This window comes from Polyangiaceae bacterium (genome assembly GCA_015075635.1).
In the GTDB taxonomy this organism is placed as follows: domain Bacteria; phylum Myxococcota_A; class Polyangia; order Polyangiales; family Polyangiaceae; genus JADJKB01.
This window is the reverse complement of sequence record JABTUA010000003.1, coordinates 76,168-91,861: the sequence shown is the minus strand read 5'-3', so window position 1 is coordinate 91,861 and position 15,694 is coordinate 76,168. Positions and strand designations below refer to the sequence as shown.

At 69.7% G+C, this 15,694-nt stretch carries 13 protein-coding genes; 6 read left to right on the top strand and 7 right to left on the bottom strand.

Annotated elements, in window-relative coordinates:
- Position 1: 1 nt before the first annotated feature.
- Entirely contained in the window at positions 2–2,050 is a 2,049-nt protein-coding gene (locus HS104_30960) for a GAF domain-containing protein (GenBank protein ID MBE7484377.1), read from the bottom strand.
- Between the two features lie 129 nt (positions 2,051–2,179).
- Between HS104_30960 and HS104_30955 the strand changes: the two genes are divergently transcribed.
- Positions 2,180–3,799, top strand: coding sequence for a VWA domain-containing protein (locus HS104_30955; GenBank protein MBE7484376.1), 1,620 nt, complete (start codon positions 2,180–2,182; stop codon positions 3,797–3,799).
- Positions 3,800–3,802: 3 nt separating this feature from the next.
- Here the strand turns inward: HS104_30955 and HS104_30950 are convergent, their stop codons facing one another.
- Positions 3,803–4,927 (bottom strand): SUMF1/EgtB/PvdO family nonheme iron enzyme, encoded by a 1,125-nt coding sequence (locus tag HS104_30950; protein ID MBE7484375.1) that lies wholly within the window; start codon positions 4,925–4,927, stop codon positions 3,803–3,805.
- Between the two features lie 4 nt (positions 4,928–4,931).
- Positions 4,932–5,228 carry a hypothetical protein gene (locus tag HS104_30945; protein ID MBE7484374.1) on the bottom strand — a complete coding sequence of 99 codons (297 nt, stop codon included), beginning with the start codon at positions 5,226–5,228 and terminating at the stop codon, positions 4,932–4,934.
- 265 nt (positions 5,229–5,493) lie between these two features.
- Between HS104_30945 and HS104_30940 the strand changes: the two genes are divergently transcribed.
- Genes HS104_30940 through HS104_30930 form a run of 3 tightly spaced genes read left to right on the top strand, consistent with a single transcriptional unit; the run spans position 5,494 to position 9,571 of the window.
- Positions 5,494–6,876 (top strand): serine/threonine protein kinase, encoded by a 1,383-nt coding sequence (locus HS104_30940; GenBank protein MBE7484373.1) that lies wholly within the window; start codon positions 5,494–5,496, stop codon positions 6,874–6,876.
- Positions 6,877–6,891: 15 nt separating this feature from the next.
- Positions 6,892–7,803 (top strand): PEGA domain-containing protein, encoded by a 912-nt coding sequence (locus HS104_30935; protein MBE7484372.1) that lies wholly within the window; start codon positions 6,892–6,894, stop codon positions 7,801–7,803.
- 55 nt (positions 7,804–7,858) lie between these two features.
- Entirely contained in the window at positions 7,859–9,571 is a 1,713-nt protein-coding gene (locus HS104_30930) for a mechanosensitive ion channel (GenBank protein ID MBE7484371.1), read from the top strand.
- A 2-nt stretch (positions 9,572–9,573) separates the two neighbouring features.
- On the opposite strand, the gene cysN is transcribed toward HS104_30930, so the two are convergent.
- From cysN to HS104_30915, 3 genes are read right to left on the bottom strand one after another with little or no spacing between them, the layout of a single operon-like run.
- A complete protein-coding gene (cysN, locus tag HS104_30925; protein ID MBE7484370.1) occupies positions 9,574–11,433 on the bottom strand; it encodes a sulfate adenylyltransferase subunit CysN in 1,860 nt (619 codons plus the stop codon).
- 2 nt (positions 11,434–11,435) lie between these two features.
- Entirely contained in the window at positions 11,436–12,353 is a 918-nt protein-coding gene (cysD, locus tag HS104_30920) for a sulfate adenylyltransferase subunit CysD (GenBank protein ID MBE7484369.1), read from the bottom strand.
- Positions 12,354–12,388: 35 nt separating this feature from the next.
- On the bottom strand, positions 12,389–13,102 hold the full coding sequence (locus HS104_30915; GenBank protein MBE7484368.1) for a leucyl/phenylalanyl-tRNA--protein transferase: 714 nt from the start codon (positions 13,100–13,102) through the stop codon (positions 12,389–12,391).
- A gap of 80 nt (positions 13,103–13,182) precedes the next feature.
- On the opposite strand from HS104_30915, the gene HS104_30910 reads away from it, so the two are divergent.
- On the top strand, positions 13,183–13,911 hold the full coding sequence (locus HS104_30910) for a hypothetical protein (protein ID MBE7484367.1): 729 nt from the start codon (positions 13,183–13,185) through the stop codon (positions 13,909–13,911).
- Positions 13,912–14,010: 99 nt separating this feature from the next.
- Positions 14,011–15,327, top strand: a complete 1,317-nt coding sequence (locus HS104_30905; protein ID MBE7484366.1) for an AarF/ABC1/UbiB kinase family protein — start codon at positions 14,011–14,013, stop codon at positions 15,325–15,327.
- On the opposite strand, the gene HS104_30900 is transcribed toward HS104_30905, so the two are convergent.
- Positions 15,310–15,690: a hypothetical protein gene (locus HS104_30900; GenBank protein MBE7484365.1), complete on the bottom strand. Its 381-nt coding sequence runs from the start codon at positions 15,688–15,690 to the stop codon at positions 15,310–15,312. The two genes, HS104_30905 and HS104_30900, sit on opposite strands and share 18 nt — an antisense overlap.
- Positions 15,691–15,694 lie beyond the last annotated feature (4 nt).

The window sequence follows — 15,694 nt, the reverse complement described above, 5'->3', positions numbered from 1 at the left end:
CTCACTCCGCCAGCCGAGGCAGGAGCACGCGAAACGTCGCGCCGCGGCCCGGCGAGCTCTCCAGCTCCACGAAGCCTTGCCACTCCCGCGCGACCCGGGTCACCAGCGCAAGGCCGAGCCCCGTGCCGTTGCCGACTCCTTTGGTGGTGAAGAACGGCTCGAAGATGCGCTCCTGAATCGCCGGGGCGATGCCGGGACCGGAGTCGCTCACCTCGATCACCGCGTAGCGCGCGGGGCCGGCGCCCGCCCCCGAGCGGCCGACGACCTCGCTCGCGTGCGTCTTCACCGTCAGCCGCCCGCCCTCTGGCATGGCGTCGCGCGCGTTCACGACCAGGTTCATCACCACTTGTTCGATCTGCGCAGGGTCGGCCCAGACCCTGCCGGCGCCGAGATCGAGCTCGAAGCGCAGCTCGGCGGCCTCGCCGACCAAGCGCGTCAGGACGGGCTCGAGCCGGGTCACCAGGTCGCAGACGTCCACCGCCGCCGGCTGGAACTTGCTCTTGCGTGAGAAGGTGAGCAGCTGGGCGGTCAGTCGTCGGGCGCGCTCGCTGGCCTCCGACACGTCCTCCACCAGCGGACGCCATGAAGCGTTCGCCGGGGCCTGCTCGCGGAGCGCCTCGGCGGCGCCCAGGAGCACCGTCACCAGGTTGTTGAAGTCGTGGGCGACACCGGCCGCGACCTGGCCGAGGGCTTCGACCTTCTGCGCCTGGCGAAACCCCTCCTCCAGCGCGTGCCGCTCGCTGACGTCGAGCAGCACCACCAGGATGCGGGTGGGACGAGCGGGCGGCTCGGGGAAGAACCGCGCGCGCGCCAGCATCTGGCGCCAGCCGCCTCCGGCGCGAACGATCCGGAACTCCATACCGCGGAGGTCGTCCTCACCTCGGCCCGCGCGCTCCAGCCTTTGGTACAGGCGCTCGCGGTCGTCCGGGTGGATCAGCTCGCGCTGCTCCCCGAAGGGGCCGCGCTGCTCCCCGACGAGCCCCACCATGCGGGCCAGGTGCTCGGACCAGCGCACCTGGTTTTCGGCGACGTCCCACTCCCAGACACCCATGCCCGCGGCCTCGAAGGCCAGGTTCATGCGCTCGTTCGCCGACCGCAGCGCCTCCACCGCCTGCTGCCGATCGAGCGCGACCCGCAGCATGTCCGCGAGCGATGCCAGGAGGGCGCGCTCTTCGGGAAGGAACGCGCCTTCCCGGTCGGCCGGGCCATGATCGTCGACCTCGACCGAGCCACGCCCGCCCGCGGCCGTCTCGAACTGCGCGCTCAGCACTCGAGCCGAAGGTGCGTGCCCTTCGGTCGCGTAGGTGTGGCCCGCGTAGCTGATGCAGGCGGTCGTGTGCTCTGGATGCTCCATCGCGGGAGGCAGCAGGCGAGCCAGCTCCGGGAGTCTGTCCTCCACGGTGCCAGTGCCCTGCAACAACAGGCGCGCTCCCTGGTGCAGCGCCGTGAGCTCCTTGACGCGTTCACCCAGCTCGCGGACCAACTGTCGGGCTTCGGTGTCGCGCTGCGCCAGGCTCCGGCGCGCGCGCAAGGCGCTCACCCCGAACGCCAGGTCCTCGGCGAAGCGGATGAGCAGCGAGCACTCGTGGCCGTCGAACGCGTCGGGCTCCGCCGAGTAGACGGACAGCGCGCCGAACACCTCCCCCTCCGCTGACAGCGGCAGCGCCACCGAGGAGCGGAATCCACGCCTCAGGGCGTCCTCCCGCCAGGGCGCGAACGCGGGGTTCGTGTCGCTGTCGCGGTTGACATGAGGCTGGCCGGTGCGGATGGCGGTGCCGCTCGGGCCGTGACCGTGGACGTCGTCTGCCCAGCTGACGCGAATCGAGCTCAGGTAGCCGGCCTCTTCACCCGCGACCGCCACGGGCCGGACCGTTCGCTGCGGATCGTGCTCGGCGTACCCGACCCAAGCCATGCGGTAGCGCCCGACGTCGACCAGCGTTCGGCACACCGAATCGAGCATCTCCTGCTCCGACGCGGCGCGCACGATCTGGCTCTGGCACGAGCACAGCGCTTGGTAGGCCCGCGTCAGGCGTTTTAGCTCGCTCTCCAACCCGACGCCCTCCGGTCGGGATCGAAGCAGAGGCGCCCCGGCGGCGCACCCGAAATCGGGAGCGTGCCAGCCTGTGCCACGCGCCCCGGCACGGGCGTTGCAAACCGCCCCCCGACAGGAGAGTGAGACATGCGGACGACCTTGCTTGGCGCGGCGGTTCTGGTCCTCTTGGGAGCGGCGCTCGGCGCGTGCTCGAGCTCGGACGGTGGTGACGCTTCTCCGACGGGCGCGGCCGGCAACGCCGGCTTTGGCGGGTCCATGGGAGGCGGTCTGCACTCTGACGCGAGCCCGGGCTTCGGCGGCGGCGGCGGCTACGGCGGTGCGGCAGGCGCCTACAGCGGCTCCGGCGGCGCGGCCACCGGTGGGTTCGGCGGCGCCAGCACCGGCGGCGCCGCGGGCGCCGGCCCAGCCGAGGACGCGGGAACCGACGCCGACGCCGGCGACGCGGACCTGTGCGCGGCCCTCGACCCGACCGAGGACGCAGTGTTCTTCCTGTCCTCCGACGACTCGAATTCGATGGCGTCGCCCACCATCGCGCGACGCCTGCTCTCGACGGGCCAGCAAGTCCCGCCCCACATCCTCAGGACCTACGAGTTCTTGAACTACTACAACGTCGGCTATCCCGCCGCGGACGCCGGCAAGCTCTCCATCGTGTCCGAGCTCGCCGCCGGCGACGAGCCGGGCAGCTACGACCTTCAGATCGGGGTGGCCTCTCCCGCGGCGACGAAGCCACGGCGCCCGATGGTGCTGACCTTCGTCCTCGACACCTCGGGCTCGATGGGCGGCGAGCCGATCGTGTTGCAGCGGGAGGCCGTGCTGGCCATCGCGGCGCAGCTGAAGCCCGGCGACATCGTCAGCATGGTCACCTGGAACACCGCGCAGGCGGTGGTGCTGGACTCGCACGTCGCCAGCGGGCCGAGCGACGCCAAGGTCGTCTCATTGGCCAAGTCGCTCTCCGCCGGTGGCGGCACGGACCTGAACGGCGGGCTCACCAAGGGCTACAGCCTGGCGCAGAAGAGCTTCGACCCGAGCAAGCTCAACCGGGTCGTGTTGATCAGCGACGGCATCGCCAACGTGGGCGTCACGCAGGAGAAGATCATCGGCGACGGCGCCGCCACGAACGACGGCGACGGCATCTATCTGGTCGGCGTCGGCGTGGGCGCCGGCGTGAACGACACCTTGATGAACACCGTCACCGACGCGGGCCGGGGCGCCTACGTGTACCTGGACACGACGAGCGAAGCCAAGAACATGTTCGGCAAGCGCTTCGACGAGACCATGGACATCGCAGCGCGCTCGGTGGGCGTGGAGCTGCGCTTGCCCTGGTACATGGGCATCCAGAAGTTCTACGGCGAGGAGTACTCGACGAACCCCGAGGTCATCGAGCCGCAGCACCTAGCGCCGGACGATGCCATGGTGTTCAACCAGGTCGTGGCGCCGTGCGCTGCGTCCGCGTTCGACGGCGCCGATCCGGTCGAGGTGGTCGTGCGCTGGCAGCTGCCGACTGGACACGCGAAGCAAGAGACGTCGGCCAAGTCGACGCTCGGCGCGCTGCTCTCCACCCCGCCCAAGTACCTGGCCAAGGCCAAGGCCATCATCGCCTACGCCGAGGCGCTGAAGAACCCGTCCACGGCGAAGCAGGAGCTCGCGAAGGCCAAGCAGCTGGCCGCGGCGGCGAACCCCGGGGGTACCGACCCCGAGCTGAACGAGATCGCGGGTCTGATCGAGAAGGCGCTGACGGTCTACTGAGGCTCAATCCGCACAGCAGCGGAACCCGCGCGACTTGTCGTGCGACATGCGAGGGAACTTCGGCTTCGCAGCGCAGGCCAGATCCGCTGGCACCGAGAGGTAGTGCCCGCCCCGGGCGTAGCAGTCACCGTTCGTCTCGCAGGAGTCCTCCCACTCGGCGGCGTTGCCGCTCATGTCGTAGAGCAACGGGTAGCCGCCCTGGCAGGTGGGAACGCTGCCCACGTTCTGCGTGGCGATGAAGTTGTTGTTGTCCAGACCGACGCAGGCGAGCTTGTCGAAGATGGATCCGTAGGGGTAGGTCCGGGTTCCGTTCTGCGTGCAGGCGAGGTGCCATTGGCTCTTCGCGGGATCGGTGTTGGACGCTGGGGCTACCGTGCCGCCGCCGATGGCCCCGCACAGGCGCTTGCCGGCGGCTTTGCAATAGGCGAAAGCGTCGCACCAGTCGACGCAGACCACCGGCTTGTTCGCCGTGGTCACCGGGTTGTAGTTGCAGCTCGGGACGAAGCTCGTGTTGCCGCTGCACCCGGTTGGCTGCCCGCTGGTCGAGGGGCTCCCGCCGAGCCACGCAGAGTACTGCTCCTGAGTGACCTCGGTCTTGTCGATGCAGCCGCCAGGCATCGCCAGCATCTGAGCGGTGCCACCCCCGCCTGGGCAGGTGGGTCCGCCGCCAGTGCCGCCCGTCGCCCCGCCGGTGCCGCCCGTCGCTCCGCCACTTCCGCCGGTCGTGCCGCCGCTGCCGCCGGTCGTGCCGCCACTGCCGCCGGTCGTGCCGCCGCTGCCGCCGGTCGTGCCGCCGCTGCCACCCGTCGCTCCGCCACTTCCGCCGGTCGTGCCGGCGCTGCCGCCGGTCGCGCCGCCGCTGCCACCCGTCGCTCCGCCAGCGCCGCCGGTCGTGCCTCCACTTCCGCCGGTCGCGCCGCCACTTCCGCCGGTCGCGCTGCCGCTGCTGCCACCGGTCGCCGCGCCTCCGCTGCCAGCGGTGATGGTTCCGCCGGAGCCGCCGCCAGCGCCTCCCGCAGGCGCACCCGCGCTGCCTCCGCCCGACCCGAGCTCGTAGCCGTCGAAGGACACCACGCAGGCGCTAGCCGCGAGCGCGGTCAGCGCCGCACTCACGAGTGCGGCCCGCATGGGCTCAGTTCTTCGGCTTCTTGGGCTTGTTCTTCGGGTTGTCGGCGTAGGCCTTGGCCTTGGCGATCTGAGCGCGGGCCTTCTTCAGATCCTGGATGGCCTTTTGCCGGTGACCGCCGAACGGGGGATTCACGCCGGGGTTCTCTGCCGCTTGCAGGAGGGCGATGGCCTTCTCCACCGCAGCATCGGCGTCGTCCAGGCGCTGGTCCGCCGCGTAGGCGACGCCCGCGTAGAATGCGCCCGCGAGACCCAAACCCAATACGCCCATCAACAACCCGCGACGCTTGATCCCCTGCTTCATGACGGCTCCTCCAATGGCGAGGCATCTTACCCAGGTATGGGGAATCCTCCTTCCCGTGCCGCGCGTTTTTGGTGCGAGACTGTCCGGTGGCGTATGTTTACGTAGGCGCCTTCGCCACACCGCGGATGTGCCGGGCTGTGGGCGGAGCGCGGAGAGAGAACCACCTACTTCAAGGGTCGCACGGAACAGCCCGGAACCATGTAGCGTATGACCCGCCGTAAGAGCGTTCGAACCAACACCGTTGATCGGACGTCTCATGGAGACCATGGCCCTGGCCGACCACGTCACTGATCGCGCGGAAGCGCGCCTGGGCACGGTGCTCCGTGGCAAGTGGCGGCTCGAGCGCATCGTCGGTGTGGGTGGAATGGCTACGGTGTATGCAGCCACCCATCGCAACAAGTCTCGCGTGGCCATCAAGGTCCTTCACCCGGAGCTGGCCATCGACGCCGAGGTGACGGCGCGCTTCCTGCGCGAGGGCTACGTCGCGAACGCGGTCGACCACCCGGGCACGGTGAAGGTGCTCGACGACGACGTGACGGACGACGGCGCCCCCTTTCTGGTGATGGAGCTGCTGGACGGCGAGACCCTGGACGCGCGCCTGACGCGCAAGGGCCGGCTCGATCCGCCGGAGGTCCTGGCCATCGCCAACCAGGTCCTGTCCGTCCTGGGCGCTGCCCACGAGCGGGGCGTCGTCCACCGCGATCTGAAGCCGGAGAACCTGTTCCTGACCCGCGGTGGCGAGCTGAAGATCTTGGACTTCGGCATCGCGCGGCTCCGCGAGCTCACGCCGGACGGCAGCTCGACTCGCGCGGGCTCGCTCCTCGGCACTCCCGCCTTCATGGCGCCGGAGCAGGCCCGCGGTCGCTGGGAAGACGTGGACGCCTGCACGGACATCTGGGCCGTCGGCGCGACCATCTTCAACTTGCTCACCGGCCGTCACGTCCACGAAGCGGAGACGGTCCAGGAGCAGCTGATCAAGAGCGCCACCAGCAAGGCACCATCGCTCGGGGAGGTTCTACCCAGCGTCCCCGACGCGACCGCGTCCCTGGTCGATCGCGCGTTGGCGTTCGACAAAGCAGACCGCTTCCCCGACGCTCACAGCATGCGCCTGGCGTTGCTCTCGGCGCTGGGGCTCTCGGAGCACGACGCACCGCTCTCGCTGCCGACGCCGTCCTCGCCGGGCCTGATGGACGCCCAGACGCTGGTCGCGCCACCGGACCTGTCGAGCGTCATCACCGGCAAGAGCTACACGACGGCTCGTCCGGTGATCACCGGCATCGACTCGGTGCGCGAGCCGGCTCGGCCGAAGCGCTGGGTGTTGGGCGCGGCCGCGGCGTCGCTGCTGCTCCTGCTCGGCGTGGGAGCGCTGGCTTGGCGAGGCAAGACGGAGCCCATCGCGCCAACGCCGGCAGGCATCGCGCCCACGGTGACCGAGACCCGCATCGTGCCCCTTCCACCACCAACCGAGCCGGCCCCGACCCCGGAGGTCACGCCCGAGGCGCGCTCGCCGGTCGCGGCTCCTCCCGCATCGGTGAAGAAGCCGGTGGCCAAGACGCCGAAGCCCGCTGCGAGCGCGGCTCCCGCGAATACGGCCACGTTGGTGCAGCCCAAACCTCCCAGCACGAATCCGTTCGACAAGCGGCTATAGTCCCGGAGGGTGAGCATGAGGGTCGTACTCGTCGTCGCCGCGCTGGCGCTGGTCTCACCGGGGCTCGCGGCCCAGACGCGTGACGCGACCACGGCCGAGGCGCTGTTCGCCGAGGGGCGCGAGGCGGCGAAGGCCGGTGACTTCAGCCGAGCGTGCGCCAAGTTCCGTGAGAGCAATCGACTGGATCCTGCGCCGGGCACGGTGCTGAACCTAGCCGATTGCGAGGAGCGGCTCGGCCACCTCGCCACGGCTTGGACGCTGTTTCGCGAGGTGACTCAGCGCGTGCCTGCCTCGGACGAACGTCACGCGCTCGCGCTCGGGCGCGCCAACGCCCTCGAGCCCAAGCTGCCGAAGCTCACGGTAGTGCTCGCGCCGGGAGCCCCGCCCGGTACGCGAGTGCTGCGTGACGGCGTCGAGCTGGGCGCCGCTGCGCTCGACACCGCGCTGCCCGTGGATCCCGGCACACACCAGCTCACGGTCGAAGCCCCGGGTCACGCGCCGAGCCAGCGCCGGGTGTCGCTGCGCGAGGGGCAGACCGAGCGCGTCGTGCTGACGCTCGGTGCCAAGGCCCCAGACGAAGGCGACAACCGGAGCGCGACCAAGTCCAGCTCGAGGCGGACCTGGGGTTACGCCTTGGGCGGCGTGGGCCTGGTCGGGGTCTCGGTCGGCACCATCACGGGCCTGATGGTGCTGGGCGAGCGGCGCCGCGTGGACGACAACTGCGACGAGAACAAGCGCTGCAACGCCGACGGCATGGACGCGGTGGACCGGGGTCGCACGCTGGGCACCGTCTCCGGCGCGAGCTTCATCGTCGGCGGGCTGGCGCTGGCCGGCGGCGCGTACCTGCTCCTGAGCAGCGACAAGGAGGGTCCCGCGACCGCGCTCCGCGTCGGGCCCGGCTGGGTGGGCGCGGTCCGTCGGTTCTGAGCGCGCTCTTGTGGTCCTTCGCCCGCTCGGGGACGCTCCCCCGCGAGGAGGACCCATGCCCCAGCTCGCATCCACCCCGTGGCTCCAAGATCTCTGGCAGAGCACCATTCCCCGACTCCCCAAGCTCGGCATCGCGCTCGCCGTCCTGATCGGCGGATGGCTCATCGCCTACGCCATTCACAAGTCGCTCTACGCCGCGCTTCGGCGCACCACCGTCGACGACAAGGTCGCCGAGCTCGTCGGCTTCGAGACCGGCGGTGACCGCGGCTCGCGCGTCGAGCGCGCAGTGGCCAAGGTCGTCTATTACCTGCTCTTGGCGTTCGTGCTGGTGGCGTTCTTCAGCTACCTGGGCATCACCGCCGTAACAGCACCGCTCTTGACGGTGCTGAACGACGTGGCCGGCGCCGTGCCGAACCTGATGAAAGCCGTGGTCATCGGCCTGGTCGGATTCCTTGTGGCGACCGGCGTCCGCAAGCTGCTCGTGACGCTGCTGGAACGCATCGGCTTCGAGAAGCGCATGCAGAAGCTGTCCGGCGAGGAGCCCGACACGGTCCGCACGGAAGAGGTCAGCGAGGAGAAGCTCGAGGGCAAGAAGAAGAAGAAAGCCAAGGTCCGCCCCGAGCACCCGCTCACCAACACCATCGGCGACGTGGCGTATTGGTTCATCCTGGTGGTGGTCGCCATCCCGGTGCTGGAAGCGCTGAAGATCGGCGCGCTGGCGGCGCCTCTGTCCAGCGCCTTTGCGACCGTGACGACCTACCTGCCCAAGGTGGCTGCGGCCGTGGTCCTGCTCGCGGTGGGATACGTGCTCTCGCGTGTGGTGCGCACGCTGGTGTCCGGCGTGCTCGAGCGCGTGGGTCTGGACAAAGGCATGGCGCGCCTCGGCTTCGGCCGCGTGACCCGGGATCAGAGCCTGAGCGGCATCCTGGGCTCCATCGCCATGGCGTTCGTGCTCCTGCACTTCGCCATCAGCGCGGTCGGGCGCCTGGACATCAAGGAGATCAGCGTGCCCCTCGGGTCGATGCTCGACCGCATCTACGTCTACATGCCGAAGCTCCTGGTGGCGGCGGTGCTCATGTCCATCGGCGTGGTGGTGGCTCGCGTGACCGGCAACGTCGCCGCGCGGCTGCTCGCGGCCATGGGCTTCAACACGCTGATGGTCCACATCGGCCTGTTCAAGCACCTGACCGCCGAGGCCAAGACCCAGGAAGAGGAGTCCAAGCACCTGGTCGAGCAGCGCATGAAGGGGGACGAAGGCGCCGACAAGGAAGGCACGGACGACCTGCTCGGCTCCCACGGCAGCGCCGGCATCCACACGCCGGCGGACATCGCCGGAGTGATCGTGGGCGCGGTGGTGGTGCTGCTGTTCACTCGACAAGTGCTCGGCACGCTCGATCTGGGCGGGCTCGCCGGCTTGCTGGACCGCCTGATCGCGTTCTTGCCCAACGTGCTGGTCGCGGCCGTGCTGGTGGGCGCGGGCCTCTGGGCAGGCAGCTGGTCCAAGAAGCGCATCGACGAGCTGACCAAGTCCTCCTCCGATCGCCTGGTGCGCTCGTTGGGCGTCGTGGCGCACGTCGGGATCGTGGCCTTCTCGTCGATGATGGCGCTGCAGCAGATCGGCGTGGGCCGTCAGCTCATCGCCATCGCCTTCGCGCTGCTCTTGGGCGCCGTGTGCCTGGCCTTGGCGCTGGCCTTCGGCCTAGGGGGGCGCGATGTCGCGGCCAAGATCCTGCAGAAGGAGTACGAGCGGCACGACAAGCGGGGCTGAGCTCAGACTATTCCGCGCGCCTCCAGCGCGGCTGCGATGGCGCTCGCGATGTGCTCGGCGTCGTCGTGCTCTGCGGACACGACGATGTCGGGCTTCGCGGGGGGCTCGAACGGTGGTGTGCCGTGGGCTCTATCGTAAGCGCCGTGGGTGTCGCGCGCGCGGCACACCTCGAGGGGAGTCGCCACGTGGACTTCGAAGTAGCGCAGCGCGCCGACCAGCGCGCGGATCTGCGCCCGGTCGCTGGCCAGCGGTGACTCGAAGGCGAAGATGCCGATGAGCCCGGCGTCCGCGAGGCGCCGCGCCACCTCCGGAGCGTGCGGCGGGCTGCCCCCGCCCGGCCCCAGCTCGCCGGTGACATCGTCGTTCGGGTCCATCACGACCGCGACCTTGCCGCGGTCGAAGAGCACGCGCTCGAGCGCGTAAGCGATGCTGCTCTTGCCCGAGGCCGGGAGCCCCGCCAGCCAGATCGCCGCCCCCGACTGCCCGAGGCGCGCGTGGCGCTCCGCCCGGCTGACCAGCGAGCGCGGGCGCCCCACCGGACCGGTGCGCTCGCTCTCCGGCTCGCCCAGCCCTGCCTCCAGGATCATGCCTGCCGCCACCGTGTTGTTGGTGATGGCGTCGATGAGCACGAAGGCGCCGGTGGTTCGGCTCTTCGCGTAGGGATCCGAGTAGAGCGGGCGGTGACACGAGAGCGTGACGCGCCCGATGTCGTTCAGCTCGAGGTGGGTGGCCGAGACCGGCTCCAGCGTCTCGAGGTCGATGGTGTGCGAGACGCGCTCCACCTCCGCGCGGACGTACTGCGTGGTGTGCTTCAAGAAATAGCTGCGCTGCGGGTCGAGGGCGCGCTCGCCCATCCAGACCAGCATGGCGTCGAGGCGACGACCCACGCTTGGGATCGCGCTCGGGTGCACGAGCATGTCGCCGCGACTCACGTCGATCTCGTCCGCCAGCCGGATGGACACGCTCATGGGCGCGGACGCGCGCTCGAGCTCGCCGGCGAAGCTGTCGATGGCGAGGACCCGAGAGCGCTTGCGCGAGGGCAAGACCAGGATCTCGTCTCCCTTGGCGACGCTGCCCGCCGCGATCTGGCCCGCGAACGCCCGGTAGTTCAGGTCCGGGCGGATCACCACCTGCACCGGGAAGCGGAGCTCCGCGCCGGACACCGCCCCGGTGACGTCCACCGTCTCAAGGTGCTCGAGCAGGGTCGGGCCTTCGTACCAAGGCGCCCGCTCGCTCCGGCTGACCACGTTGTCCCCGGCCAGAGCGCTCACCGGAATGAAGCTCACGCCGGAGAAGCCGAGCTTCTCCGCGAAGCTGGCGAAGTCGGCGCGGATCTGCTCGAAGACGCCGCGCTCGAACCCGACTAGGTCCATCTTGTTCACGCACACGGCCAGCTCGGGGATGCCAAGCAACGCGGCGATGTAGGCGTGCCGGCGCGACTGCTGGAGCACGCCCAGCCGGGCGTCGATCAGGATGATGGCGAGATCGGCGGTCGAGGCCCCGGTGGCCATGTTGCGCGTGTACTGCACGTGCCCGGGCGTGTCGGCGATGATGAACTTGCGCTTGTCCGTGGAGAAATAGCGGTAGGCGACGTCGATCGTGATGCCCTGCTCACGCTCCGCCTTGAGCCCGTCGGTGAAGAGCGAGAAGTCGATCTCGTCGCTGCCCTGCTTCGACGCGCGCTTGACCGCGCTGAGCTGGTCCTCGTAGATGCCGTGCGTGTCGTGGAGCAAGCGGCCGATCAGCGTGGACTTCCCGTCGTCGACCGAGCCGACGGCGACGAAGCGGAGCAGCTCCTTCTGCTCGTGGCGGCGCAGGTACTCCTCGATGTTTCCCTGGATCAGCTCTTCTTCGCTGTTCACGCTCAGAAGTACCCTTCGCGTTTCTTGGTCTCCATGGAGCCTTCTTCGTCGAAGTCGATGAGGCGCCCTTGCCGCTCGGAGTGCTTGGTCAGGAGCATCTCGCGGATGATCTCCGGGAGCGTGGTGGCAGACGAGCGGATGGCGCCGGAGAGCGGGTAGCAGCCCAAGGTGCGGAAGCGCACGCGTTCGAGGCGGGGCTGCTCGCCGGGGCGGAGCCGCATGCGCTCGTCGTCCACCATGATCAGCGCGCCGTCGCGCTCCACCACCGGTCGCTCGGCCGCGAAATAGAGCGGCACGATGGGGATCTCCTCGAGGTGGATGTAGAGCCAGACGTCCAGCTCCGTCCAGTTCGAGAGCGGGAAGGCGCGGATGCTCTCGCCCTTGGTGATCTTGGCGTTGTACAGGTTCCAGAGCTCGGGACGCTGGTTCTTCGGATCCCACTGCCCGTAGCGGTCGCGGAACGAGTAGATGCGCTCCTTCGCGCGGGAGCGCTCCTCGTCCCGCCGCGCGCCGCCGAACGCCGCGTCGTAGCCGCCCGCCGCGAGCGCCTGCAGGAGCGCCTGCGTCTTCATCACGGTGGTGTACTTCTGGCTGCCGTGGTCGAACGGGTTGATGCCCTCGTCCAGGCCCTGCTGGTTCGCGTGTACCCGGAGGTCGAGCCCCAGCACCTTGCAGAACTGGTCCCGGAACTCGATCATCGCGCGGAACTTCCAGGTCGTGTCGATGTGCAGGAGCGGGAAGGGCAAGGGCCCCGGATGAAACGCCTTGCGCGCCAGGTGCACCATCACCGACGAGTCCTTGCCGATGCTGTAGAGCATGACGGGGTTGTCGAACTCGGCGGCGACCTCGCGGATGATGTGGATGCTCTCCGCCTCGAGCTTGGCGAGGTGGCTCAGGCGGGCGCTCGGGATCGGCGACACGGGGCGCTAATCTAGCACTATTTTCGTCGGGATTATCAAGATTGGTCTTCTAGCAGGAATGCTGCCGGATCGAGCCCGTCGAGGTGTACGTCCAGGTGCCTGGCTCGGGCGAGCCGCGCCAAGTACTCGCGGCGCGGGATGGCCGTCGCCCCGAGCGAGACCAGGTGGGGCGTCGAGAGCTGGGTGTCGAACAGCTCGATGCCCCTCGAGGCGAGCGCGCGCAGCGTCGCGATCAGGGCGAGCTTCGAGGCGTTGGTCGCGCGATGGAACATGCTCTCCGCGGCGAACAAGCCGCCGCGCTGTACGCCGTAGAGACCGCCGACCAGGTCCGGGCCCTGCCACACCTCGAGGCTGTGGGCGTGCCCCAGCCGATGGAGCTCGGAGTAGGCCTCCAGCAACTCCGGCAGAATCCAGGTCCCCTCTTCGCGGTCGGCACAGCCCCGCATCACCGCGCCGAAGGCTCGATTCCAGGTCACGCGAAAGGTGCCGTGCCGGATCACTCGCTGCATGCTCCGCGAGACGTGGAGCGCGGCGGGCTCGATGATGGCGCGCGGGTTCGGCGACCACCAGAGCGGCGGCAGGCCCTCGTCGTACCAGGGAAAGATGCCGCTGTCGTACGCCAGCAGCAACCGGGGCACGGAGAGGTCGCCGCCGACGGCCACCAGGCCCTCGTCGTCGTAGGCTTCCGGGCTCGGGAAATAGAGCGGACCACCCGGCTCGACGTAGTGGGGGGGGCGACGGCGACGCACGCTGAGGGAATGCTACGGCAGGCCCAGGCCGCGAGCGAATCGCCGCTCGCGCCCCACTTTTTCTATAGAATGCGGGGCCGATGTCGAACGCGCCCCGGGCTGCCCTCCAGCGCCCCGTCCGGCTGGAGATCGAGGCGTCGTGCGCCGCCTGCCATCGACCGGTGGGGCTCGGCGCGCCGCACCTGCGAGTCGCCTGCTCCGCCTGCGGCGAAGCCGTCGAGGTGAGCAGCGTCAGCTGGACGCAGCTGTTCGCCGAGATCGACGAGAAGAGCTTCGACCTGCCGGAGACGGACTCCGACACCCGAGTCGCCGAGCAGGTGACGCCGGACGGCCGGCTCGTCGCCCGCTACACGCTGGGCGCGCCGACCTGCGCGAAGTGCCGCGCGGAGCTGATGTTGGTCGAGCCGGGCACCGACGACTCCCTCGAGTGCGCGCAGTGCGGGACCAAGACGACGACCTTTCAAGCCCCGGGCTGGCTCCGAACCGACCTGCCGACGGCAATGCAGCTCTACGGGGCGTCCCGCGAGGCGGAGGCGCGCGCGGGCTCGTTCTGGCTCACCTTCCAAGGCACGCCGCCGGAGCGGCGGGAGAAGCACCAGAGCGTGATCCAGGCGGCTATCGGCCCCGGACCCGAGCGCCCGGCGGTGATCTCCACGCCGACGCCAAGGCCCGCGACTCGGCACCGCTGGGAGTGGTACGCCGTGGTCGCGATCATCGCCGTGATCGTCGTCGCCGTTCGCGAGTGCGGGCGGCGCGCGGCCGGCACGCCCGAGTCCGAGCGCGACGACGCGGTCGAGTCCAGCCACTAGGTTCGACTTGGACATTCCCATGACTCGCGACGCTCTGGCAGGTCACGCTACGAAGAAGCGCCTGCACAGCGGGCATTTCGTCGCGTGAAAGTGCGCAAGTTGACCAGATACCTCGGACTCTGGCTGCGCTTCCTGCACATCTTCGTGACGTGCACGCTGGCCTGTCTCGGTTACCTGTGGCGGCGCGCCTGGGCGGGTCGGCTCGGCCCAGAGCAGGTCGAGCTCCTGCGCGGCGAGGCGCTGGCCCGGCTGCTGCAGAAGTTGGGCGCGACGTTCATCAAGTTCGGACAGATCCTGAGCACGCGTCCCGACCTACTCGGCCCCGGCTTCATCGAGCCGCTCGCGCGGCTGCAGGACGCCGTACCTCCCGCGCCGTTCCCCGCCGTGCGCCGCGTCCTCGACGACGAGGTCGGCGCGGACAAGGAACGCGAGCTGATCGCCGAGATCGACGAGACGCCGGTGGCCGCTGCCAGCGTCGCGCAAGTCCACCGCGCGCGTCTCAGGACAGGTCGGGTCGTGGCGCTGAAGGTCCAGCGCCCCGACGCCCAGCGGCAGATCGAGCGTGACCTCAGCATCCTGAGCTTCTGGGCCAGGCTGCTCGACCGCTTCGAAACCGTGCGCATGCTGTCGCTGCCCGGGGCGGTGGAGCGCTTCGGTGAGGCGCTGCACGGTCAGCTCGACTTCTGCCGCGAGGCGGAGAACAACCGGCGCTTCGCCAAGAGCTTCGCCGAGGTGGAGAACGTGGGCGTGCCGGCGCTGATCGACGAGCTCTGCACGCGCCGCGTGCTGTGCATGGAGTTCGTCGACGGCGTGAAGGCGACCGAGCCGGAGAAGGTGGGCGGGGACCGCGCCAAGCTGGCCCGGCTGGGCGGCGAAGCGGTGCTGAAGATGATCTTCACGGACGGCTTCGTCCACGCCGACTTGCACCCCGGCAACATCATCCTGACGCCCGACGACCGCGTGGTGCTGATCGACCTGGGCATGGTGAGCGAGATCCCGAGCGACCTGCTCCGACCCTGGGTGGAGACCTTCGTCGCGCTGTCGCAGCAGAACGGGGCGGAGTGCGCGCGCCTCTTCTACATCTACGCGCCCACCGTGAGCGGCACCGACTACCGGGCCTTCGAGCGCGACGTCGTCGGCTTCCTGGGCGGTCTCTACGACAAGAAGCTCGGCGAGGTCGAGGTCAGCCGGGCGGTGAGCGGCATGATGAACATCCTGCGGCGGCATCGCGTGCAGATCGATCCCTCGTTCACCGTGGTGAACATTGCGCTCCTGGTGGCCGAAGGGCTGGGCAAGCAGCTCGATCCGTCCATCGATCTGGTGCCGCTGGCGATGCCCTATCTCTCGCAGGCGATGCTCACCGCGCCCCCAGGCCGCGCTCCGTTCCGCGAGGTTCCGTCAGCTCCTCGGGACTGACACGTCATCCGCCGTCCCTGGCTTCTGGTCGCGACCCGGCGAGAGCACGACGATGCCGCTCTCGGTGCAGGCGACGCGGTAGCGGCTGCCCCAGGGATCGTCGGTACGAGCTTGGGAGGAGAGCTTCCTCTCGTGCTGGAGCTGGGTCAGGGTCGGACAACCGCGCGGATTCCCCTCGCGCCACTCGACCGCCGCCTCGCGGATGCGCTGCGCGTCGCGAACCGCCAGATCCGCTTCATCGACCTTCGCCCCGGGGCGAAAGAAGAACGCGCCTCCGGTGACGAGCACCGCGGCGATGCCGGCGCCGAGCGCGAGCTCGAGCCAGGTGAAACGACGGCGCACGGGACGACCAAAACCAGACATCGCT